At 68.9% G+C, this 21,377-nt stretch carries 21 protein-coding genes; 9 read left to right on the forward strand and 12 right to left on the reverse strand.

The annotated features are described in order from the left end of the window. Position 1: 1 nt before the first annotated feature. The 6 genes from A5760_RS18875 to hisD all read right to left on the reverse strand — a co-directional run bounded on the left by A5760_RS18875 (position 2) and on the right by hisD (position 5,357). Positions 2-802, reverse strand: coding sequence for an inositol monophosphatase family protein (locus A5760_RS18875; protein ID WP_064883511.1), 801 nt, complete (start codon positions 800-802; stop codon positions 2-4). 6 nt (positions 803-808) lie between these two features. After that, positions 809-1,552, reverse strand: coding sequence for a bifunctional 1-(5-phosphoribosyl)-5-((5-phosphoribosylamino)methylideneamino)imidazole-4-carboxamide isomerase/phosphoribosylanthranilate isomerase PriA (priA, locus tag A5760_RS18880; RefSeq protein ID WP_064883513.1), 744 nt, complete (start codon positions 1,550-1,552; stop codon positions 809-811). Between the two features lie 82 nt (positions 1,553-1,634). Next, positions 1,635-2,258, reverse strand: coding sequence for an imidazole glycerol phosphate synthase subunit HisH (gene hisH / locus A5760_RS18885; protein WP_064883515.1), 624 nt, complete (start codon positions 2,256-2,258; stop codon positions 1,635-1,637). Further along, positions 2,255-2,875: an imidazoleglycerol-phosphate dehydratase HisB gene (hisB, locus tag A5760_RS18890; RefSeq protein WP_064883520.1), complete on the reverse strand. Its 621-nt coding sequence runs from the start codon at positions 2,873-2,875 to the stop codon at positions 2,255-2,257. The genes hisH and hisB overlap by 4 nt, the downstream gene beginning before the upstream one ends. Further along, on the reverse strand, positions 2,872-4,014 hold the full coding sequence (locus A5760_RS18895; RefSeq protein WP_064883522.1) for a histidinol-phosphate transaminase: 1,143 nt from the start codon (positions 4,012-4,014) through the stop codon (positions 2,872-2,874). The genes hisB and A5760_RS18895 overlap by 4 nt, the downstream gene beginning before the upstream one ends. Continuing rightward, positions 4,011-5,357 carry a histidinol dehydrogenase gene (gene hisD, locus A5760_RS18900; RefSeq protein ID WP_064883524.1) on the reverse strand — a complete coding sequence of 449 codons (1,347 nt, stop codon included), beginning with the start codon at positions 5,355-5,357 and terminating at the stop codon, positions 4,011-4,013. The genes A5760_RS18895 and hisD overlap by 4 nt, the downstream gene beginning before the upstream one ends. An 86-nt stretch (positions 5,358-5,443) precedes the next feature. Here hisD and A5760_RS18905 point away from each other — a divergent pair, with 86 nt between their 5' ends. Then, positions 5,444-5,857 (forward strand): nitroreductase family deazaflavin-dependent oxidoreductase, encoded by a 414-nt coding sequence (locus tag A5760_RS18905; protein WP_064883526.1) that lies wholly within the window; start codon positions 5,444-5,446, stop codon positions 5,855-5,857. Positions 5,858-6,001: 144 nt separating this feature from the next. Here the strand turns inward: A5760_RS18905 and nadC are convergent, their stop codons facing one another. From nadC to nadA, 3 genes are read right to left on the reverse strand one after another with little or no spacing between them, the layout of a single operon-like run. Beyond that, on the reverse strand, positions 6,002-6,862 hold the full coding sequence (nadC, locus tag A5760_RS18910) for a carboxylating nicotinate-nucleotide diphosphorylase (protein ID WP_064883528.1): 861 nt from the start codon (positions 6,860-6,862) through the stop codon (positions 6,002-6,004). Next, on the reverse strand, positions 6,859-8,439 hold the full coding sequence (locus A5760_RS18915) for an L-aspartate oxidase (RefSeq protein ID WP_064883530.1): 1,581 nt from the start codon (positions 8,437-8,439) through the stop codon (positions 6,859-6,861). Before A5760_RS18915 ends, nadC begins: the two co-directional genes overlap by 4 nt. After that, complete coding sequence (gene nadA, locus A5760_RS18920; protein ID WP_064883532.1) at positions 8,436-9,485, reverse strand: quinolinate synthase NadA; 1,050 nt, start codon at positions 9,483-9,485, stop codon at positions 8,436-8,438. Before nadA ends, A5760_RS18915 begins: the two co-directional genes overlap by 4 nt. 46 nt (positions 9,486-9,531) lie before the next feature. Here nadA and A5760_RS18925 point away from each other — a divergent pair, with 46 nt between their 5' ends. Together A5760_RS18925 and A5760_RS18930 are read left to right on the forward strand one after the other, a co-directional pair. Beyond that, positions 9,532-10,257: an NUDIX hydrolase gene (locus A5760_RS18925; protein ID WP_064883533.1), complete on the forward strand. Its 726-nt coding sequence runs from the start codon at positions 9,532-9,534 to the stop codon at positions 10,255-10,257. 161 nt (positions 10,258-10,418) lie between these two features. Next, complete coding sequence (locus tag A5760_RS18930) at positions 10,419-11,759, forward strand: lipase family protein (protein WP_064883614.1); 1,341 nt, start codon at positions 10,419-10,421, stop codon at positions 11,757-11,759. Here A5760_RS18930 and A5760_RS18935 read toward each other — a convergent pair. The 3 genes from A5760_RS18935 to bioB are packed head-to-tail and all read right to left on the reverse strand — an operon-like array spanning position 11,754 to position 13,704. After that, a complete protein-coding gene (locus A5760_RS18935) occupies positions 11,754-12,413 on the reverse strand; it encodes a DUF2567 domain-containing protein (RefSeq protein ID WP_064883535.1) in 660 nt (219 codons plus the stop codon). The genes A5760_RS18930 and A5760_RS18935 overlap by 6 nt on opposite strands. Next, positions 12,410-12,637: a hypothetical protein gene (locus A5760_RS18940; protein WP_064883538.1), complete on the reverse strand. Its 228-nt coding sequence runs from the start codon at positions 12,635-12,637 to the stop codon at positions 12,410-12,412. The genes A5760_RS18935 and A5760_RS18940 overlap by 4 nt, the downstream gene beginning before the upstream one ends. A 29-nt stretch (positions 12,638-12,666) precedes the next feature. Beyond that, the gene (gene bioB, locus A5760_RS18945) at positions 12,667-13,704 is read right to left on the reverse strand and encodes a biotin synthase BioB (RefSeq protein ID WP_064883540.1); all 1,038 of its coding nucleotides are present in this window, start codon (positions 13,702-13,704) and stop codon (positions 12,667-12,669) included. A 135-nt stretch (positions 13,705-13,839) separates the two neighbouring features. Between bioB and A5760_RS18950 the strand changes: the two genes are divergently transcribed. From A5760_RS18950 to A5760_RS18975, 6 genes are all read left to right on the forward strand, one after another. Continuing rightward, positions 13,840-14,031, forward strand: a complete 192-nt coding sequence (locus A5760_RS18950) for a hypothetical protein (protein ID WP_064883542.1) — start codon at positions 13,840-13,842, stop codon at positions 14,029-14,031. Between the two features lie 112 nt (positions 14,032-14,143). Continuing rightward, positions 14,144-15,976 (forward strand): hypothetical protein, encoded by a 1,833-nt coding sequence (locus A5760_RS18955; protein WP_064883616.1) that lies wholly within the window; start codon positions 14,144-14,146, stop codon positions 15,974-15,976. 4 nt (positions 15,977-15,980) lie between these two features. Continuing rightward, entirely contained in the window at positions 15,981-16,343 is a 363-nt protein-coding gene (locus tag A5760_RS18960; RefSeq protein ID WP_064883544.1) for a hypothetical protein, read from the forward strand. Next, positions 16,340-17,704, forward strand: a complete 1,365-nt coding sequence (locus A5760_RS18965) for a hypothetical protein (RefSeq protein ID WP_064883546.1) — start codon at positions 16,340-16,342, stop codon at positions 17,702-17,704. The genes A5760_RS18960 and A5760_RS18965 overlap by 4 nt, the downstream gene beginning before the upstream one ends. 81 nt (positions 17,705-17,785) lie before the next feature. Beyond that, the gene (locus A5760_RS18970; protein ID WP_064883548.1) at positions 17,786-19,966 is read left to right on the forward strand and encodes an adenylate/guanylate cyclase domain-containing protein; all 2,181 of its coding nucleotides are present in this window, start codon (positions 17,786-17,788) and stop codon (positions 19,964-19,966) included. Further along, complete coding sequence (locus tag A5760_RS18975; RefSeq protein ID WP_064883549.1) at positions 19,963-21,375, forward strand: mechanosensitive ion channel domain-containing protein; 1,413 nt, start codon at positions 19,963-19,965, stop codon at positions 21,373-21,375. Before A5760_RS18970 ends, A5760_RS18975 begins: the two co-directional genes overlap by 4 nt. The last annotated feature ends 2 nt before the right edge of the window (positions 21,376-21,377 follow it).

The following is a 21,377-nucleotide window of genomic DNA, read 5'->3' on the forward strand; positions in this document are numbered from 1 at the left end:
CTCAGTAGTCCTCCGGTCGGCCGGTGGCGCGCAGGATTTCCAGGATCTCGGCGTGCGCGGCGGGACCGGCCGCCAGCGCGGAATCCGAATCTGGAGTCCACGGCTCGCCGGCCAGGTCGGTGACGACGCCGCCCGCGGCCCGGACCAGCGCCACCCCGGCGGCGTGGTCCCACACGTGACCACCGAAACTTATTGCCGCACCGAGTATTCCGTCGGCGACGAACGCCAGGTCAAGCCCGGTGGAGCCGTGCATGCGCAGTCGCGAGGAGATCCTGCTCAGGTTCTCCAGCACTGCCATCCGGTAGCGCCCCGGGAACCGGCCGCGCGCGTCCGCGCTGAACGACCCGGCGCCGACCAGGGCGTCGGCCAAATCGACGGCGGCCAGCGGCGGCTGCGGCACCCCGTTCTTGCGCAACGGGCCGCCCGCCACCGCGGTGTAGCGCTGGTCGATGAACGGCAACCAGGTCAGGCCTGCCACCGGGTCACCGTGGTGCAGCAGGCCCAGCAGGATCCCGGCCATCGGCGATCCGGCCGCGTAGTTGAAGGTGCCGTCGACGGGATCCAACACCCACACCCATGGCGAGTCGACGGCAGAACCGCCGAATTCCTCGCCGTGCACCCCGATCCCGGTGGCCTCGCCGAGTGCGGCGACCACTTCTCGCTCGATCGCGAGATCCACGTCGGTGGCAAAGTCGTTGCCCTTCTTACGAACCGCCGAATCGGCGCGGTGGCCGGCAAGGAACGGTTCGACCGCGTCGTCGAGAATCGCCGACGCCTGCGCCACCAACGTGTGCACGTCCATGCGGCGCTACTCCGCCACCGCGGCCAGCGCCTGAGGCAGGGTGAATCGGCCCGCATAGAGGGCCTTGCCCACGATGGCGCCCTCGATCCCGCGGCCGGTGAGGGTGGCGATCGCGCGCAGGTCATCGAGGCTGGACACGCCGCCCGAGGCGATCACCGGGACGTCGGTGCGGTCGGCGACGGACGCCAGCAGGTCCAGATTGGGGCCGCCCAGCGTGCCGTCCTTGGTCACGTCGGTGACCACGAACCGCGAACACCCTTGCCCGTCAAGGCGTTCCAGCACCTCCCACAGGTCGCCGCCGTCGGTTTCCCAGCCCCGCCCGCGCAGCCGGTGCGCGCCGGCCGGATTGGTTTTGTCGATCTGGACGTCAAGGCCGACGGCGACCTTGTCGCCGTGCTTGCTGATCGCTCGCGCACACCACTGCGGGTCCTCGAGGGCCGCGGTGCCCAGGTTCACCCGAGCGCAACCGGTGGCCAGGGCGGCGGCCAGCGAATCGTCGTCGCGGATCCCGCCGGACAGCTCCACCTGCACGTCGAGCTTGCCGACCACTTCGGCCAGCAGTTCGCGGTTGGAGCCCCGCCCGAACGCCGCGTCCAGGTCGACCAGATGGATCCATTCGGCGCCGTCGCGCTGCCAGGTCAGCGCGGCGTCCAGCGCCGAGCCGTATTCGGTTTCACTGCCCGCCTTGCCCTGCACCAGACGCACGGCACGGCCGTCGACCACGTCGACCGCGGGCAACAAGATCAACACATTCCCTCCTGTGTGCCGAGATCGCAACGCATTACGCGCGTTCCCGGCTGTTGCTTGCTAGAAAGCGCTTTCGCGAGGCCCTTCACAATCCCTGGACCCAATTGCTCAACACGGCCGCGCCCGCATCCCCGCTCTTCTCCGGGTGGAATTGGGTGGCCGATAGCGGCCCGTCCTCGACCGCTGCCAGAAACGGCCCCTCGTGGGAGGCCCACGTCAGCACCGCCTCGGGTGAACCCTCCCACTGCTGCGCGGCGTAGGAGTGCACGAAGTAGAACCGGGTGTCGGCATCGAGGCCTTTGAACAGCACGGTACCGGGCCCGGATTCGACGACGTTCCAGCCCATGTGCGGGATGACCGGCGCTTGCAGTCGCGTGACGTATCCCGGCCACTGACTGCATCCCTCGGTCTCCACACTGAACTCGACGCCGCGGGCGAACAGGATCTGCATGCCGACGCAGACGCCCAGCACGGGGCGCCCGGCGGCGATCCGCTCGGCGATGATGTGCTCGCCGCCGATGTTGCGCAGCCCCGTCATGCAGGCCTCGTAGGCGCCGACGCCGGGCACGACCAGCCCGTCGGCGACGACCGCGGCATCGGCGTCGCCGGTCACCTCGACCGACGCGCCGACCCGCTCCAGCGCACGCTGAGCCGACCGGAGGTTGCCCGAGCCGTAGTCAAGGACAACTACTTTCTTAGGTGCCGTCACAGAACCCCTTTGGTGGACGGCACGTCCGACACCCGGGGGTCGGACTCGACCGCCTGACGCAGCGCGCGGGCAACCGCCTTGTACTGCGCCTCGGTGATGTGGTGCGGGTCGCGCCCGTACAGGACGCGCACGTGCAACGCGATGCGCGCGTTCATCGCCAGCGATTCGAACACGTGCCGGTTGATGACGGTGTGATACGGCACCGAGTTGCCGGCAATGGTGGTGTGCTGCAGGTGATCCGGTTCTCCGCTGTGCACACAGTAGGGCCGGCCGGACACGTCGACCGCGGCGTGGGCCAGCGTCTCGTCCATCGGGATGAAGGCGTCGCCGAACCGCCGGATGCCCCGTTTGTCGCCCAGTGCCTGGCCGAGCGCCTGCCCCAGCGCGATGGCGGTGTCCTCGATGGTGTGGTGTCCCTCGATCTCGACATCGCCCTTGGTGCGCACGGTCAGGTCGAAACTGGCGTGACTGCCCAGGGCCGTGAGCATGTGGTCGTAAAACGGCACACCGGTGTCGATGTCGACCTGGCCGGTGCCGTCGAGGTCGAGTTCGATGACGATGTCGGATTCCTTCGTGCGGCGCTCAATGCGCGCACGACGGGTAGCGGTCGCTGTCACGGTGCTCCTACGGGGCTGGGGGTAACGGGTGCCAGTTGGGTGGCGGCGATCTGGGCGCTGGCGCGCAGGAAGGCGTCGTTCTCTTCGGCTAGTCCGGTAGTGACGCGCAGGTAGCCGGGGATGCCGACATCGCGGATCAGCACGCCGGCATCCAGATAGCGTTGCCAGGTGACCGGCGCATCGGCGAATTCCCCGAACAGCACGAAGTTCGCGTCGCTGGGAATCACCCGAAAACCCATGCCAGCCAAAGCAGTTGAGACACGCTCACGTTCGGCGATCAGTGTCGCCACACTGCCCAGGGTGTCATCGGCATGCCGCAGCGCGGCGCGGGCGGCGGCCTGAGTGAGCACCGACAGGTGATACGGGAGCCGCACCAGCAGCATCGCGTCGATCACCGCCGGGGTGGCGATCAGGTAGCCCAGCCGGCCGCCGGCGAACGCGAACGCCTTGCTCATGGTGCGCGAGACGATCAGCTTGGTCGGGTACTCCCCCACCAGCTCGACGGCGCTGGGCTGCGAGGAGAATTCGCCGTAGGCCTCATCCACGATCAGGATGCCGGGCACCACGTCGAGCAGCCGCCGCAGGTCCGGCAGCGGAACGCTCTGCCCGGACGGGTTATTCGGGCTGGCGACGAACACCACATCGGGCCGGCGGTCGGTGATGGCGGCCACGGCGGCGTCGACGTCCAGGCCGAAGTCGTCGGCGCGGGCGGCCTGCAGCCATTCGGTGCGGGTGCCGTCGGAGATGATCGGGTGCATCGAGTACGACGGGACAAAACCGATGGCGGTGCGCCCGGGGCCCCCGAAGGCCTGCAGCAGCTGCTGCAGGATCTCGTTGGAACCGTTTGCCGCCCATAGGTTTTCGACTCCGAGCGCAACGCCGGTCTGTGCGCTCAGGTAGGCGGCCAGGTCGGTCCGCAGCGCCACCGCGTCGCGGTCGGGGTAGCGGTGCAGGTCGGCGGCGGCCTCGCCCACCGACCGCACCACGTCGTCCACCAGCGCCTTGCTCGGCGGGTGCGGGTTCTCGTTGGTGTTCAGCCGCACCGGGACGTCCAATTGCGGTGCGCCGTAAGGCGATTTGCCGCGCAGGTCGTCGCGCAGCGGCAGGTCGTCGAGCGCAGGTTCCGATTGTCCGCTCATCGCTCGAACCTCCGCCGTACCGCTTCGCCGTGTGACGGCAGGTCTTCGGCCTCGGCGAGCGCGATCACGTGTCCGGATACGTCTTTCAGGGCCGCCTCGGTGTAGTCGACGACGTGGATGCCGCGCAGGAAGGTCTGCACCGACAGACCGCTGGAATGCCGGGCGCTGCCCGCGGTGGGCAGCACGTGATTGGATCCTGCGCAGTAGTCACCGAGGCTCACCGGCGCGTACGGGCCGACGAAAATGGCTCCGGCCGAGCGGATTCGGCTTACCACGGCGGCGGCGTCGAGGGTCTGGATCTCCAGGTGTTCGGCGGCGTAGGCGTTGACCACTTCGACACCGGCGTCCAGGTCGTCGACCAGGATGATGGCCGATTGGCGACCGCCGAGCGCGGCCGTCACCCGTTCGCGGTGCACGGTCGTCTGCAGCTGTTTGGCCAGCTCCGCGTCCGTGGCGCCGGCCAGGTCCGCGCTGGGGGTGACCAGCACGCTGCCCGCCATCTCGTCGTGCTCGGCCTGACTGATCAGGTCGGCGGCGACGTGCGCCGGGTCGGCGGTGTGGTCGGCCAGGATCGCGATCTCGGTCGGGCCGGCTTCGGCGTCGATCCCGACGTGCGACCGGCAGAGCCGCTTGGCGGCGGTGACGTAGATGTTGCCGGGCCCGGTGATCATGTCGACGGGCGCCAGTTCGGCGCCGTCGAGGTCGGTGCCGCCGTAGGCCAGCAGCGCGACCGCCTGCGCGCCGCCCACGGCCCACACCTCGTCGACGCCCAGCAGCCGGGCCGCGGCCAGGATCGTCGGGTGCGGCAGGCCGCCGAATTGAGCCTGCGGTGGGCTGGCCACCACCAGCGAGGCGACGCCGGCGGCCTGGGCCGGCACCACGTTCATCACCACGCTGGAGGGGTAGACGGCGTTGCCGCCGGGCACGTAGAGACCCACCCGGTCAACCGGGACCCACCGCTCGGTGACGGTCGCGCCCGGGCCAAGGGTGGTCGTGACGTCGGTGCGACGCTGGTCGGCGTGCACGGCGCGGGTGCGTTCGATCATCACCCGCAGCGCGTCGGCCACCCGCGCGTCGAGTTCGGCCAGCGCCTTCTCCAGCGCGGCGTCGGGCACCCGGACGGCCGGGGGCCGGACGCCGTCGAACGTGGCCCCGAACTCGCACGCGGCTTCGGCGCCGCGCTCGGCGACGGCCTGCACGATCGGCCGGACCTTGGGCAGCACCGTCTCCACGTCGGCGCCGCCGCGGGGCAGCGCCGTCCGCAATCGGGCAGCCGTCAACTCCGCGCCCCGCAGGTCGATACGGGCCATCGGCGACGGTTGGGTGGTGCTCACGGTGTCCATTGTCCCAGAGGAACTCAAGTCAATATCCGACCGGTACAGTGCCGGTATCTAGGCCATACCCCGCGTTGCCGACCCAGGGAGCCGCCATGTCCGCGAAGGATCACCCCAACAACGCCCCGGGCACCCCGATGGTCTTCCCGCCCTGGTTTGAGCGCTTCCAGATCAAATACTTCAACCCGGCGCTGAAGCCGATCGCGCGATACCTGCCCGGAATCGCGACGATCAAGCACCGGGGCCGCACCTCCGGCAAACCCTACGAGACCATCGTGACCACGTATCGCAAGGGCAACACCGTGGCGATCGCGCTGGGCCACGGCAAGACGAACTGGGTGAAGAACGTGCTGGCCGCCGGTGAGGCGGACGTGGAGTTCAGCCGCAACCGATCGGTGCACCTGATCAACCCGCGAATCCTGCCCGCCGGCTCGGACGGGCACGGCCTGCCTGGACTGGCGCGCATGCAGCTGCGCCGGATCGGCGTTTTCGTCGGCGACATCGCCTGAGGCCGCTCGCCTGAGGCGCGTATGGGGGCACCGCAGCGTCGAGGGTGCGCTGGTGGCGTTGAGTGTGCGCCCACGGCGGCGACATCCGGGTGAAGCCCGCCCAGGATGCACACCCGACGCGGCGCGCAGTAGACGCAAGCTTTCCTACATATCGAGGCCGATGTCGAGCGCCCGCACCGAATGGGTCAGTGCCCCGACGGCCAGGTAGTCCACCCCGGTCGCGGCGTACGCGGCAGCGTTCTCCAGGCTGAGCCCGCCCGAGGCCTCCAGCAGCACGGCGGGTGCCCGCGCGTCACGGCGCTGCACGGCCATCTGCGTCTGCCACACCGGGAAGTTGTCCAGCAGGATGAGCTCGGGCTTCTCGGGCAGCACCTCGTCCAGCTGCTCGAGTGAATCCACTTCCACCTCGCACGGCAGATCCGGCGCCGCCTCGCGCACCGCCCGCAGCGCGTCGACCACCGATCCCGCGGCCACCACGTGGTTGTCCTTGATCAGGGCCGCGTCGCCGAGCCCCAGTCGGTGGTTCACGCCGCCACCGACCCGGACCGCGTATTTCTGCAGGACGCGCAGACCGGGCAGGGTCTTGCGGGTATCGCGCACCTGGGCCTTGGTGCCGTGCACGGCGTCCACCCAGTGCGCCGTCGTGGTTGCGATCCCAGACAGGTGACAGATCAGATTCAGCATGGTCCGCTCGGCGGTCAGCAGGCCGCGGATCTCGGCGCGCAGCGTCAGCACCGGCTGGCCGGGCTCCAGGCGGGCCCCGTCCTCGACGCGGTCGACCACCTCGTAGCCGCGCGCGCCGAGCACCTCGTCGAGCACCAGCAACGCGATGTCGATGCCGGCGATCACGCCGGGCTGGCGGGGCACCATGGACGCGGTCGCGACCGTGTCGGCGGGCACCGTGGCCAGGGTGGTGATGTCGGGGCCGTAGCGCAGGTCCTCGACCAGGCCGCGCTTGACGGTTTCGCGCGCGGCGGTCAGTTCGCAGTCGGACATCGTGGTCATACGACCGCCGCCAATGCCTCCACCAGCACCGCGTTCTGGTCGTCGGCCAGCCGCAGCACGTGGCTGCGCCCCAGCTCGGACGCGGTCTGCCGATATTCCTCGCGATGGTGGCAGCCCCGGCTCTCGGTGCGGGCCAGGGCCGCGGCCGTGACCGCGCGGGCGGCGACGGCCAGCGCCACATCCTCGAAGTCGCGGCGGCCGGACACGGGACGCGGCGGCGCCTGCGACAGCAGGGTGGACAGCCGGGTCAGCCCGGCGGCATCGCGCACCACCGACGCGTCCCGGCTCATCGCGCGCTGCAGCACACCGCGCTCGGGCGCGGTGTGGACGAGTGGCTCGGGCGCGACCGCCTGCACCCGCCCGGTCGTCGCGGCGTGCGCGGCCGCCAATTTGCCGGCCCGTCCGCCGACCACCAGACCTTCCAGCAGGCTGTTGGACGCCAGCCGGTTGGCACCGTGCAGTCCGGTGCGCGCCACCTCGCCGGCGGCGAACAACCCGGGCAGTTCGGTTTGGCCGTAGACATCGGTGACGATGCCGCCGCAGCTGTAATGCGCCCCGGGGACAACCGGGATGGGCTGCCGGCGGGGATCGATGCCGGCGGCCCGGCAGGCGGCCGTCACCGTCGGGAACCGGTTGGCGAAGTCGCCGATGTGGCGCGCGTCGAGGAAGACGCAGGCATCGCCGGTGGCCTTGAGCCGGGCGTCGATGGCCGCGGCGACGACGTCGCGGGGCGCCAGATCCCCCATCGGGTGGACACCGGCGGTCACCGAATCGCCTTGCCGGTCAATCAGTTTCGCGCCCTCACCGCGGATGGCCTCGGTGACGAGCGGACGCCGTCCGCTGGCGGCATCGCCGGCGAAGAGCATCGTGGGGTGGAACTGGATGAACTCGAGATCGCTGACCCGGACACCGGCCCACAAGCCCAGCGCGATGCCGTCGCCGGTGGAGCCCTCGGGGTTGGTGGTCGCGCCGTACAGGTGCCCGAGGCCGCCGGAGGCCAGGATCACCGACGGCGCGCTGATGATTCCGTACCCGCCCGGCGTGCCGACCAGGACGCCGGTCACGGCCGCACCGTCGTGCAGAACCCGCAGCGCCACATGGCCGGTGCGGATGTCCAGCGTGCGCGCGGCGTGATCGAGGGCGCGCTGCACCTCCGCGCCGGTGGCGTCGCCGCCGGCATGCACGATGCGGCGCCGGGAGTGTCCACCCTCGCGGGTCAGCGCCCACTTGCCCGGCGCGGCTTCATCGAAACGTGCTCCGTCGCCGACCAATTCGGCGACTGCCGCGTATCCATCGGCGACGATCGAGTAGACCGCCTGGGGGTCGCACAGACCCGCACCCGCGACCACCGTGTCCGCGACGTGGGCCTCCACCGAATCGTCATTGTCGGGCAGCACCACCGCGATGCCGCCCTGCGCGTAATGCGTCGCCGTCGCCCCGCGAGCCTGGTCGGCCTTGCTCAGCACGACGACGTTGCGCCCGGCGCGGTGGGCGGCCAGTGCGGCGGCCAATCCCGCGACGCCGGTACCGACGACGACGACGTCGGCGCTGTGCGTCCACTGGGGACGGGCGGTCACTCGCCACCGCCAGGCTGGCCGATCTCGATCATTCGCTGCACGCTGCGCCGGCCGGCGGCGGCCACGTCGGGATCGACATCGACCTCGTCGGCCCCCTCGACCAGGCAGCGCAACAGCGCGGCCGGGGTGATCATCTTCATGAACTTGCAAGAAGCGCGGTCGTTGACCGCGCGGAAGTCGACTTGCGGTGCGGCCCGGCGCAATTGATACAGCATGCCGACCTCGGTGGCGACCAGCACCTTGCGTGCGTTGGTCTGGTTGGCGGCCTCCAGCATGCCGCCGGTGGACAGGATCTTCACCCGGTCCGGCGGGAAGGCACCCTCGCCCGCGAGATACAGGGCCGAAGTGGCGCAACCACATTCGGGGTGCACGAAGAGCTCGGCATCGGGATTGGCGCGGGCCTGGTCGTTGAGTTCGTCGCCGTTGATCCCGGCGTGCACGTGGCATTCGCCCGCCCACACGTGCAGGTTCTCGCGACCGGTCATTCGGCGGACGTGGGCGCCGAGGAACTGATCCGGGCAGAACAGCACCTCGCGGTCGGGGTCGATGGACTCGACGACCTCGACCGCGTTGGACGAGGTGCAGCAGATGTCGGTGAGCGCCTTGACCGCCGCCGTCGTGTTGACGTAGGAGACGACGACCGCGCCGGGGTGTTCGTCCTTCCAGGCCTGCAGCTCGTCGGCGGTGATGGAATCGGCCAGCGAGCAGCCGGCACGCTGGTCCGGGATGAGCACGGTCTTGTCCGGGCTCAGGATCTTGGCCGTCTCGGCCATGAAGTGCACACCGCAGAACACGATGGTGTCCTCGGGCGCCTCGGCGGCGATCCGCGACAGCGCCAGTGAGTCGCCCACGTGGTCGGCGACGTCCTGGATCTCGGGCAGTTGATAGTTGTGCGCCAATACGGTGGCGCCGCGCAGCTTGGCCAGGCGGCGAACCTCGGCGGCCCATTGCTCATCACCGGCCACACCGGCATACCCGGCGGGTGAATTCGTGATGTCGGCGACCATGCCTTCGGCGAGCGTGTCCATGCGATTGATAACCGTCATGGCGGTCCCTTTCAGCCCAGGAGGTTTTCGACTTATAATCGAAAACATGGCCCATGGTAGCACCGCTCACGAAGTGCTCGCGGTCGTGTTCCAGGTTCGCGAAGTGACTGAACAGGTTACGAAGGGACACCGGACGGCGAAACCGCAGTTGAACGTGCTGTTATGGCAACGCGCCCGGGAGCCGCAACAGGGCAAGTGGTCGCTGCCGGGCGGGCAGCTGCGCAACGACGAGGACATGATCACCTCGGTCCGGCGCCAGCTGGCCGAGAAGGTGGACCTCAAAGAGCTGGCCCACCTGGAGCAGCTCGCGGTGTTCTCCGACCCGCAGCGGGTGCCGGACACCCGGGTGATCGCGTCCACGTTCCTGGGCCTGGTTCCCTCCCCCGCCAGCCCCGAGCTGCCGCCGGACACCCGCTGGCATCCGGTGAACTCGCTGCCGCCGATGGCTTTCGATCACGGTCTGATGGTGGACAACGCTCGCACCCGGCTAATCGCCAAGCTGTCCTATACCAATATCGGCTTCGCTTTGGCGCCAAGGGAATTCGCGCTTTCCACGCTGCGCGACATCTACGGCGCCGCGCTGGGCTATCAGGTGGACGCGACGAACCTGCAGCGAGTGCTGGGCCGGCGCGGCGTCATCCGGGCGACCGGCACCATCGCACAATCCGGGCGCAGCGGCGGACGGCCGGCCGCACTGTACCGGTTCACCGACGCGGCGTTGCGGGTCACCGACGAGTTCGCCGCGCTCAGACCTCCGGGGCTGCCAGGCTAGGCTGGCGGAAAGCGTCATCGGGCGACGCGGGGCGATTCGAAATTTTCAGTAGCGTTCTGACCTGTCCGGAGTGACGAGAAGTCGCCCACACTGCGGCGATTACGTTTTGGTTACCTGCCGTTCGTGCGCGAGAATGCCGGGTGGCCACGAAGGGAGCCTCAATGGCTGAGCTCGGCAACCTGGTCGGCACGCAGGGCGCGGAATGGCTCGCCCGGCCGCCGCACGAGGAACTGCAGCACAAGGTGCGTCCGCTGCTGCCCTCGGACGACCCGTTCTACCAGCCGCCGCTGGGCTTCCAGCACGCCGAGCCCGGGACCGTGCTGCGCTCGCGCGACGTCGAGCTGGCGTTCCTCGGCCTGATCCCGCAGCCCATCAAGGCCGTCCAGCTGCTGTACCGGACCATGGACATGAACGGCGAGCCGGAGGCCACCGCCACGACGGTGATCGTCCCCGCCGACCTCGCTCCGGGCCAGTCCTGCCCGGTGCTGTCGTACCAGTGCGCGATCGACGCCGTCTCGTCGCGCTGTTTCCCCTCCTACGCGCTGCGGCGACGGGCGAAGGCGCTGGGCGCCATCGGCCAGTTCGAGCTCTTCCTGATCGCCGCCGCCGTGGCCGAGGGGTGGGCCGTCTCCGTGCCCGACCACGAAGGCCTGCGCGGCCTGTGGGGCGCACCGTACGAACCGGGCTACCGCGTCCTGGACGGCATCCGGGCCGCGCGCAACTCGGAGCGCCTCAACCTGTCCTCCACCGCCCCGGTCGGGCTGTGGGGGTACTCCGGTGGCGGACTGGCCAGCGCATGGGCCGCCGAGATGTGCGCCGAATACGCGCCCGAGCTGGACATCGTCGGCGCGGTGCTGGGCTCACCAGTCGGGGACCTGGGCAACACCTTCCGCCGGCTCAACGGCAGCTTCCTGTCCGGGCTTCCCGCCCTGGTGGTGGCCGCGCTCGCGCACATCTATCCCGATCTGGACCGGGTGATCCGCGAGCACACCAACGAGGAGGGGCGCGCCCTGCTCGACTCGCTGGAGAAGATGACGACGGTGGAAGCCGTGGTGCGGATGGCCGGCAAGAACATGGGCGACTACCTCGACCAGCCGCTCGAGCAGATCCTGTCCACCCCGGAAATCACCTACGTCTTCGACCACATCAAGCTGGGTGCCGCCGTCCCGACGCCGCCGGTGCTGATCGTGCAGGCCGTGCACGACTACCTGATCGACGTCCACGACATCGACGTGCTCGCCGACGCGTATTCGGCCGGCGGCGCGCACGTCACCTACCACCGCGACGCCTTCAACGAGCACATGATGCTGCATCCGCTGTCGGCGCCGATGGCGCTGCGCTGGCTGACGGATCGCTTCCAAGGCCGCCCACTGACCGAGCACCTGATCCGGACCACGTGGCCGACGATGTTCAACCCGATGACCTACGTCGGTATGGCCAGGCTGCTCAAGATCGCCGCCAAGGTCGTCACGGGTCGCAAGATCGGCCGTCGTCCGCTATGACACGGGCGCTTCCGCGGCGCCTCCGCCTCCCACCGGCAGCGCTTCGGAAGGCCTAGGCTCCGGCGGAAGCGCACCCAGGTCGTCGCGGGCGTCCGCGGCCGCCCGCACAGCGTAGACAAGGGCGGCGATGCCGGCCGGCCACAACAGCGTCACCGCGACCTGCAGCGGACCGCTCGAGAAGAACACCGGCGGCGCCTGCGTGACGTACGCGACCGATGGGCTCTTCGTCAGCGGGACCGCATCGAAGTCCAGGGCGCCGTAGCTCAGCCGAACCAGCCCGGCCCCCACCGCCGAGGCCAGGGCGGCCGCCGCCACCATGCCGCCCGACAGGGCGATGACCATCGCCGGCCCGCGGTGCTCGCGCCACTGCCACACCCCGACCGAGCCGACCACCGCCAGCACGGTCAGCAGGCCCAGCATCAGCGCCGGCGCGACGAAGAAGTGCTCGGACTCGTTGCCCAGATAGTCATGGACCCGCTCGCCCGAACGGGTGAGGGCCACCACGGCGCGAATCGGCGGGGCGATCCACGCCCACACTCCGCCGATCACCAAACCGGTGACCGCCGTCCCCAGGGCCACGACCAGGAGCGCGCGCACCCGGGCCCGCCGCGAAACGGTGACGACGGGCGCATCGGACTTGGCCGGCTCGGTCACCGCTGGGTCTCCAGATCACCGGAATCGACCTCACCGTGCCGCGAGCAGCGCGCGCGCCAGCCGTCGGGGCGAACCTGCACCACCATCCGGCGCCCGCATGCCGCGCAGAATCGGGGAGGCTCAAGACCCAACTGAGCCGCTGTCGGCACTGAGGTGCCCCCTAATTCCCCGGTGTAGACGTTGTAGACGCCGGCACTGACCGCCGCGCCCAAATCGCCAACCACAAGTCTCCAACCCTAGCCGCGAAGCCGGGCTACAAGCTGGCGTTGAGCCCCTTGAGGGGCATCTGCAGGTCGTCCAGCAATTCCAGGTCGGATTCGGCGGGCCGGCCCAGCGTGGTCAGGTAGTTGCCGACGATCACGGCGTTGATGCCGCCCAGGATGCCCTTCTTGGCGCCCAGGTCGCCCAGCGTGATCTCCCGGCCGCCGGCGAATCGCAGCATGGTGCGGGGCAGCGCCAGGCGGAACGCGGCCACGGACTTCAGCGCCTCGCTCGCCGGCATGACCTCCAGGTCGCCGAACGGGGTGCCGGGACGCGGGTTGAGGAAGTTCAGCGGCACCTCGTCGGGGCCCAATTCGGCCAGTTCGGCGGCGAACTCCGCGCGCTGTTCCAGGGTCTCGCCCATGCCCAGGATGCCGCCGCAGCAGACCTCCATGCCGGCGTCGCGGACCATCGACAGCGTCTCCCAGCGCTCTTCCCAGCTGTGGGTGGTCACCACGTTGGTGAAGAACGAGCGGGCGGTCTCGAGGTTGTGGTTGTAGCGGTGCACACCCATCTCGGAGAGCTGCTCGACCTGCTCGGCCGTCAGCATGCCCAGCGAGCAGGCGATGTTGATCTCGACCTCGTTGCGGATCGCCTCGATACCGGCCGCGACCTGGGCCAGCAGCCGCTCGTCGGGCCCACGCACGGCGGCCACGATGCAGAATTCGGTGGCGCCGGACTTGGCGGTCTGCTTGGCCGCCTCGACCAGGCTGGGAATGTCGAGCCGCGCGCTGCGCACCGGCGACGCGAACAGCCCCGACTGCGAGCAGAAGTGACAGTCCTCCGGGCATCCGCCGGTCTTCAGGCTGATGATGCCCTCGACCTCGACCTCGGGACCGCACCAGCGCATCCGCACGTCGTGGGCCAGCGCCAGCAGTTCGTCGAGGCGGTCGTCGGGCAACTGCAGCACCCGCAGCACCTGGTCCCGGCTCAATCCCTGGCCGTCCTCCAGCACCTGCCGCCGGGCCACCGCCAGGATGTCCTCGTCGTTGCCGGTTTCGGCCGTCGGTCGAGTTGCCGCTTGAGTCACCAGGTACTCCCCTTGCCTCTTTTCGTGTCCGCGCGTGGGGACACATCTGCCACGTGGTGATGGCAGCGGTGAATGAAAAGGTGTTCAAAGTAGGGTAGCGGCCGAAGTACACGACCTACCTATGGGTATACGACCATGGTGACTCCGCACGTCGAATTCTTGGCGCATCACTACCTGCTGTTGGCGGCGCCGGCGTTTCTGCCTGCGGTGATCGTCGTCGGGGTGGTGTTGTACATCGCGCTGCGCGACCGCCGGGAAGGCCGGAGCACCACGGCCGCCGGCAAGGACACTTCCCGTCCCGACACGCCCGACAAAGAGCGTGATTGACGAGCCCTGGATCGGGGCATTAAACAAACAATCACGACCCTACTTGGCAGTAATAAGCGGTTGACGGAATCGGATCCTCCGGGGCAGCCCGGCGCGGTTGGGAGGCATGACGATGCGGTCGAATGAACTGGTGATTGTTGCTGAGGCACCCGCGCGCGGCGCGGGGCTGAATCAGGTGATCGGGTTATCGATCGCCGCCGCGGTGATCACCCTGCTATTGCTATGGGTGGGCCACGCCCATCGCACCCATCGCATTCACTGGTTGACCCGCGTCGCCGACAAAGTCGGCGATAAATTCCACCGGCCCGGCTGGGTTGCGCTGCCGGTTCTGGTGTTCACCACATCCATCATCTGCGCGCTGTTCGGTTTCATCTGGGACGTCAGCTGGCATATCGGCAACGGCCGCGACCCCGGGCCGCTGGCCAATCCGGCTCACTACTTCATCATCATTGGATTGTTCGGCATCTTCCTGGGCGGAATGACGGCGGTCGTGCTGCCGTTCGACAGGCCCGGCCCGGCGGCGGTGCGCATCACGCAAAACTGGCACGCACCCGTCGGCGGCGTGCTGATGGCCGGTTGCGGGCTGTACGCGATGATCGGGTTCCCGCTCGACGACATCTGGCACCGCATCTTCGGCCAAGACGTAACCCTTTGGGGTCCAACGCATTTGATGATGATCGGCGGCGCGTGCTTCTCCCTGTTCGCGGCGCTGATGCTGGAGCGCGAAGGTGAGGCCGAAGAGGGCGAGGAGGTCTACCACGGCGCCTTCATCACCTTCCTGCGTTACCTGTCCTTCGGCGGGTTGTTCATCGGCTTATCGGTCTACCAGATCGAGTACGACTTCGGCGTCGAGCAATTCCGGCTGGTCCTGCAGCCGATGATGATCGCCGCCGCGGCGGCGCTGGCGGCGGTCGCCGCGCGCATCACCATGGGGCGGGGTGCGGCGCTGATCGCGGCGATCTTCGCCATCGCCCTACGCGGTGGTGTCGCGCTGCTGGTCGGGCCGATACTGGGTGCCCCGATCAACTGGTTCCCGCTGTATCTTGGCCCCGCGCTGGCCGTCGAGCTGATCGCGTTGACCCCACTGTTCAAGCGCCCCATCGTTTTCGGCGCCGTCGCGGGCCTGGGTGTGGGCACCTTCGGGCTGTGGCTGGAGTCGCTGTGGATCTCGGCGGTCTACCACTACCCCTGGCCGATCAGCATGTGGGGCGAGGCCCTGGCCATGGCCGTACCGGTCGCCGTCCTGATGGGCATGTGCGGAGCGCTGCTCGGCCTGGTGCTCACCGGGCAGCGGCTCCCGAGCCGGGCCGCCGGCATCTCGGTGATCGTGGCCACGGTGCTGGTGATCGGCGGCGCCGTCGCCAACGGACTGCACATCGTCGTCCCGCGGCAGAACAACGCGACCATCATGCTGACCGACGTGCCGAGCGCACCAGGGAAACGGATGGTGTCGGCGGACGTCCAACTCCAGCCGGCCGACATGGTCAGCGCGCACCCGGACTGGGTGACGATCCTGTCGTGGCAGGGCCGGATGGAGAACGACCGCGGCTTGCAGATCGACCGTCTCGAGAAGGTCGGCCCCGGCCATTATCGGTCCACAAGGCCGCTGCCAGTCTGGGGATCGTGGAAGACCCTATTGCGGGTTCAGGACGGCTACACGATGACCGCGGTGCCGATCTACGAGCCGGCCGACGACGCGATTCCGGCGCCCGAGGTCCCGGCGCTGTCGGCGATGAACAGGCCGTTCGTGCAGGAGATCACCATCCTGCAGCGCGAACGCGACCAGAACGCCCCGGTGTGGTTGTTCACCGCCGGCTCCTTCGTCGTGCTGTTCCTGACGCTGATGGTGATCGCGGGCCTGACCTGGGGTGCGGGCCGGCTCGGCTACGCGGTCACCGAGCCCGAACCCGTCGAGGACAAACAGCAGATCCCGCGGGCGGCGTGAATCCATGACACTCCGAGGCGCTCTCATCGCAGTGTGGGCGGCGGCGCTGGTCTGCGGCCTGGTCGGCTGCGGCGGTTCGACCAGTAAGTCCCCGGCCGAACCGCTGATGATCGACGTGACCATCGCCAACGGGCAGGTCACCCCGACCAACGCCACGCTGCAGGCCAAGGTGCATCAGCAGATCACCCTGCACGTGACCAGCGACGCCACCGACGAATTGCACGTGCATTCGACGCCGGATCACAAGTTCCAGGTCGCTGCCGCTCCCAACCAGACGTTCGGGTTCGCCGTCGACGTTCCGGGCAACGTCGCGGTGGAGCTGCACCATCTGGACCGCACCATCGCAACGATCCAAGTGCAGTCGTGAGCTCCGCCGCCGCGGCGGTGGTGCTCGCGCACGGCCTCGGTGGGTCGGGTGACCTCCCGGTGCCCTACGCCTACGCGATGGTCGGGGCGGCATGGGCGCTGACCTTCACGTTCGCCCTGGTGGCTTTCGCGTGGCGGCGGCCGCGGTTCGATCCACTCAAGCCGGGCCGGCCCTTGCCGGCGGCGCTGACGACGTTCGTCGACTCCCGGGTGACCCGGTGGTCGGCGGCCGCGCTGGCGCTGGTGTTCGCGGCATGGGTGGTGGCCGCCGGGGTGTGGGGTCCCGAATCGGAGTCCAACGCACTGCTCGGTGCGTTCTATGTGCTGCTGTGGGTCGGCCTGGTGGCGCTATCGCTGGCCATCGGGCCGGTGTGGCGGGTGATCTCGCCGATGCGCACGGTGTATCTGCTGCTGCGTCGCGTCGTCCCGGAACGGCTCGGCCGGCCCCGGCTGTCCTACCCCGAAGGCTGGGGTTATCGACCCGCCGCGTTCGGCCTGTTCGCCTTCGTCTGGATGGAGCTGGCCAGCCCGAACCCGGCGTCACTGCCCTGGGTCAGGACGTGGATAGCCGCCTACGCCGTGCTGATGCTGGTCGGCGGGTGGTTGTGCGGGCAGCGCTGGCTGGCACGGGCCGACCCGTTCGGCGTGTACAGCATGGCCGTCTCCCGGCTCTCGCCGTTTCGGCGCAACCAGGAGACCGGAAGGATCGTCGTCGGAAACCCGCTCGACCATCTGCCGTCGCTGCCGGTGCGGCCGGGCGTCGTGGTGCTGCTGGCGGTGCTGCTCGGCTCGACGGCGTTCGACAGTTTCTCGTCGTCGCCGACGTGGCGCGGCTTCTCCGATCAGCTCACCCGTGAATTCGGCGCTGCCCCGACATTGGCGTCGTCGATACTGCGCACCGTCGGACTGATCGTCTTCATTTGCGTTGTGGCAGTGACGTTTTCACTTGCGGCACGCGCCACCGGCGGGGTCGCCAGGGAGCGGCGCCGCGAATTGCCCGGGAAGATGGCGCATTCACTGATCCCGATCGTCGTCGGCTACATATTTGCGCACTACCTGTCCTATCTGGTGGAGCGTGGCCAGCAGGCGGTGTTCGCGCTGGCCGACCCGTTCGGCCACGGATGGAATCTGTTCGGCCTGGCGCATCTGCACGTGGCCTACGTCTTGTCCATGCACCCGCCGGTGCTGGCCGCGATCAAGGTGACCTGCGTGGTCACCGGGCACATCGTCGCGGTGATCGCGGCCCACGACAAAGCCCTGCGGCTGCTGCCGGCCGGCCATCAGCTCACCGGCCAGCTGACGATGATGCTGGTAATGGTCGGCTACACCTTCACCGGTTTGTATCTGCTCTTCGGGGGGTAGGCGTCGGGGCGTGCGCTTCCTAACGCCATCGCGAGAAGCGGCGCCCCGGCGTCGAGGGTCGACCCGACACCGGGTCGGTTGATGCGCCCGACCGAGTCGGTCCCCCCGGACGAACAGAACCCGGCCCGGAAGAAAAGGCGTCGCCCGCGAGCGCTGTCCTGGATCAGCATTCAGTCCAAGGTGATGCTGATGCTGCTGGTGTCGAGCCTGGCATCGCTGGGAGTGATCGGGGTCGTCGAGTACGTCGCGGCGCGCAATGCGCTGCTGCCGGCGGCTTCGGAGCGGATGATGCAGCTGCGCGAGGCGCAGAAGCGCGCCATCGAGACGCTGTTCTCGGACCTGTCGGACTCGCTTGTGGTCTACAGCCGCGGGACCACCGCGCTGGACGCGGTGCAGGCGTTCACGGCCGGCTTCGACCAGCTGGCCAACGCGCCCGTCGACCCCGGGCAGCAGCGGGCGCTGGTGGACTTCTACAACGAGCGGCTGATCAAACCGTTGGAGCGCGACACCGGGACCAAGTTGGCCCTGGATGCCGTGCTGCCAAGCAACAACTCACAGCGCTATCTGCAGGCGCACTACACCGTTGCGGCGCACGGGTCTTCGAATGGGTCCGCGCCCGACGACGCCGGCGACGGCAGCGCCTGGTCGGCCGCCAACGCCCGATTCAACGACTACTTCCGCGAGATCGCCACCCGCTTCGAGTACCGCGACGCGCTGCTGCTCGACACCCACGGCAACGTCGTCTACACCGTGCGGAAAAGCGCTTCGCTCGGTACCAACGTCCTCACCGGCCCGTATCGCCAGTCGAATCTGCGCGGCGCCTACGAGAAGGCGATGGCCGCGAACTCGGTGAACTTTGTGTGGATCACCGACTTTCAGCCGTATCAGCCTCAGCTGGGTCAGCCCATCGCGTGGTTGGTCGCGCCGATCGGCCCGCCGGGCAAGCCGGCCGGAGTGCTGGCGCTGCCGCTGCCGATCGCGAAAGTGAATCGGATCATGACCGCCGACAAGCAGTGGCGGGCCGCGGGCATGGGCCAGACCGCCGAGACGTACCTGGCGGGCCCGGACAACCTGATGCGCTCCGATTCGCGGCTGTTCCTGGAAGATCCGCAGCGATACCGGCGTGAGGCGCTGGCCGCCGGCGCTCGCCGCGAGACCGTGGACACCGCGATGAGGTGGGGCGGCACCACGCTGGTCCAGCCCGTCGCCACCCCGGCCGTGCGCGCCGCGCAGCGCGGCGAGACCGGGACGGTGACCGACACCGGTTATCTGGGCCGGCGGGAGCTGGCCTCCTACGCCCCGTTGTCGCTGCCGAATTCAGACCTGCACTGGTCGATCGTGGCGACCAGGGAAACCTCGGAGGCCAACGCGCGGGTGGCATCGCTCACCCAGACACTGATATTGACCACCACGGCAATGGTTTTCGTCATCTGCGTGGCCGCGCTGCTGGTCGCCCAGATATTCGTGCGGCCCATTCGCAGGTTGCAGGCCGGGGCCCGTGAGATCGCCGCCGGCAACTACGACGTCGCGATCCCGGTCACCTCACGCGATGAGATCGGTGAGCTGATGGCCGCTTTCAACGACATGAGCCGCAACCTGCAGATCAAGGAAGATCTGCTGACCGAACAGCGCAAGGAGAACGACCGGCTGCTCGCTTCGCTGATGCCCGAACCGGTGGCGCGGCGGTACCGCGAGGGCGAACAAGCCATCGCCCAGGAACACCAGGACGTCACGGTCATCTTCGCCGACATCGTCGGCCTCGACGACATCTCCGGCAAACTGTCCGGCCGCGAACTGGTGGGCATCGTCGACGAGCTGATCCGCGAACTCGACTCGGCGGCGGAATCGCTTGGCATCGAGCCGATCCGCACCCTGCACAACGGGTACCTGGCCAGCTGCGGCCTGAACTTCCCCCGGCTGGACAGCGTCCACCGCACGGTCGAATTCGCCGTGGAGATGCAAGACATCATCGCGCGCTTCAACAGCAGGACCGGCTACCACCTGGCCCTGCGGGCCGGCATCAACACCGGCAACGTGATCAGCGGGCTGGTCGGGCGATCCAGCATCGTCTACGACATGTGGGGCGCGGCCGTCAACCTGGCCCATCAGACACGCAGCAGCACAACACAATCGGGAATCTATGTGACCGCGAAGGTCTACGAGGTGATGCACGACATCCGGCGATTCACCGCGGCGGGCACCATCACCGTCGGCGGCGAGGAGCAGCAGATCTGGAAGCTGTCGGAAGGGCAGGGGCAATGAAAACCTTTGACTCGCCATCGCTGTACTGGGCCGCCGGGGTGGTATTCGGCCTACCTTTGCTGCTGATCGCCCTCACCGAATGGCACCAGAGCCTCGTCCGCAAGAGGAGCCCGCTGGCGCGGCCCGTCCTGCTGTTGCGCAGCTACGTGATCCCGCTGGGCGCCCTGCTGGTGCTGCTGGTGAATGTGGCCAGGATGCCCGCCCAGTTCACGTCGGTTCGGGTGCTCGCCACGGTGTTCGGTTTCGTGGTGCTGGTGCTGCTGCTGTCCGGGCTCAACGCAACGGTTTTCGAGGGCGCACCGCAGGGTTCCTGGCGCCAGCGGATCCCGGGCATCTTCCTCGACGTGACCCGGTTCGTGCTGATCGGGGTCGGACTGGCGGTCATCTTCTCCTACGTGTGGGGCGTGCGCGTCGGTGGCCTGTTCACCGCGCTGGGGGTGACCTCGGTGGTCATCGGCCTGATGCTGCAGAACTCCGTCGGCCAGATCGTGTCGGGCCTGTTCATGTTGTTCGAGCAGCCGTTCCGGATTGGTGACTGGCTGGACACCCCGTCGGCGCGGGGGCGGATCGTGGAGGCGAACTGGCGTTCCGTGCACATCGAATCCGGCCGGGGGCTGCAGATCACCCCGAACTCGGTGCTGGCCACCACCTCGTTCACCAATCTCAGCCACCCGCCCGGAGGGCACCAATTGGCAATCACCACAACCTTTTCCGAGATCGACCCGCCGGATCGGGTGTGCGCGCTGTTGGAGCGGGTCGCCAACGCGTTGCCGCAGCGCAGGCCCAACGCGGTGGCAACGTCGGCCCCGACCGGGGGCGCCGACTATTCAGTCACCGTCGGGCTGAAGTCGCCCGCGGACGACTCGGCCGCACAAGCGGCGTTTCTGCGCTGGCTGTGGTACGCGGCGCGGCGCGAGGGTCTGCACCTGAACGGCGCCGAGGACGACATCTCCACGGCCGAGCGCATCGAGAAGGCGGTGCGGACGGTGGTGGCGCCGGCGTTGCGGCTCAGCCAACCAGACCAGCAGGCCTTGGTGTCGCACGCGAAAATCGTTCGGTACGGGGCCGACGAGATCGTCGAGCACGCCGGTCGCGTTCCGGCCGGGATGACGTTCCTGATCGAGGGCGGCGTGCGGTTGACCGCGACCGGCACGGACGGATCGACCGTCCCGGTCGGCGGGCTGGACGAGGGCTCGTTCCTGGGTGTGACCGCCCTGACCCGCCAGCCCAACCTCGCCGACGCGCAGGCCATCGCCGAAGTGACCGCGCTGGAGATCGATCGCGATCACCTGGTCGAGCTCGTGATGGACAAGCCGCTGCTGCTGCAAGACCTGGGCCGCACCATCGATGAGCGGCGCGCCAGGGTGCAGGCGGCCACCGCGCCGGAGTTCGCAACGACCGAGGTCTGATC

Source organism: Mycobacterium colombiense (genome assembly GCF_001665835.1).
GTDB lineage: Bacteria > Actinomycetota > Actinomycetes > Mycobacteriales > Mycobacteriaceae > Mycobacterium > Mycobacterium colombiense_A.

What these genes read in the sequence shown, in the direction of transcription:
- A5760_RS18875 (WP_064883511.1), bottom strand. Translation starts at nt 802, where the DNA reads ATGGACGTGCACACGTTGGTGGCGCAGGCGTCGGCGATTCTCGACGAC.
- A5760_RS18895 (WP_064883522.1), bottom strand. Translation starts at nt 4,014, where the DNA reads ATGAGCGGACAATCGGAACCTGCGCTCGACGACCTGCCGCTGCGCGAC.
- hisD (WP_064883524.1), bottom strand. Translation starts at nt 5,357, where the DNA reads ATGGACACCGTGAGCACCACCCAACCGTCGCCGATGGCCCGTATCGAC.
- A5760_RS18905 (WP_064883526.1), top strand. Translation starts at nt 5,444, where the DNA reads ATGTCCGCGAAGGATCACCCCAACAACGCCCCGGGCACCCCGATGGTC.
- nadC (WP_064883528.1), bottom strand. Translation starts at nt 6,862, where the DNA reads ATGACCACGATGTCCGACTGCGAACTGACCGCCGCGCGCGAAACCGTC.
- nadA (WP_064883532.1), bottom strand. Translation starts at nt 9,485, where the DNA reads ATGACGGTTATCAATCGCATGGACACGCTCGCCGAAGGCATGGTCGCC.
- A5760_RS18925 (WP_064883533.1), top strand. Translation starts at nt 9,532, where the DNA reads ATGGCCCATGGTAGCACCGCTCACGAAGTGCTCGCGGTCGTGTTCCAG.
- A5760_RS18930 (WP_064883614.1), top strand. Translation starts at nt 10,419, where the DNA reads ATGGCTGAGCTCGGCAACCTGGTCGGCACGCAGGGCGCGGAATGGCTC.
- A5760_RS18950 (WP_064883542.1), top strand. Translation starts at nt 13,840, where the DNA reads ATGGTGACTCCGCACGTCGAATTCTTGGCGCATCACTACCTGCTGTTG.
- A5760_RS18955 (WP_064883616.1), top strand. Translation starts at nt 14,144, where the DNA reads ATGCGGTCGAATGAACTGGTGATTGTTGCTGAGGCACCCGCGCGCGGC.
- A5760_RS18960 (WP_064883544.1), top strand. Translation starts at nt 15,981, where the DNA reads ATGACACTCCGAGGCGCTCTCATCGCAGTGTGGGCGGCGGCGCTGGTC.
- A5760_RS18970 (WP_064883548.1), top strand. Translation starts at nt 17,786, where the DNA reads ATGCGCCCGACCGAGTCGGTCCCCCCGGACGAACAGAACCCGGCCCGG.
- A5760_RS18975 (WP_064883549.1), top strand. Translation starts at nt 19,963, where the DNA reads ATGAAAACCTTTGACTCGCCATCGCTGTACTGGGCCGCCGGGGTGGTA.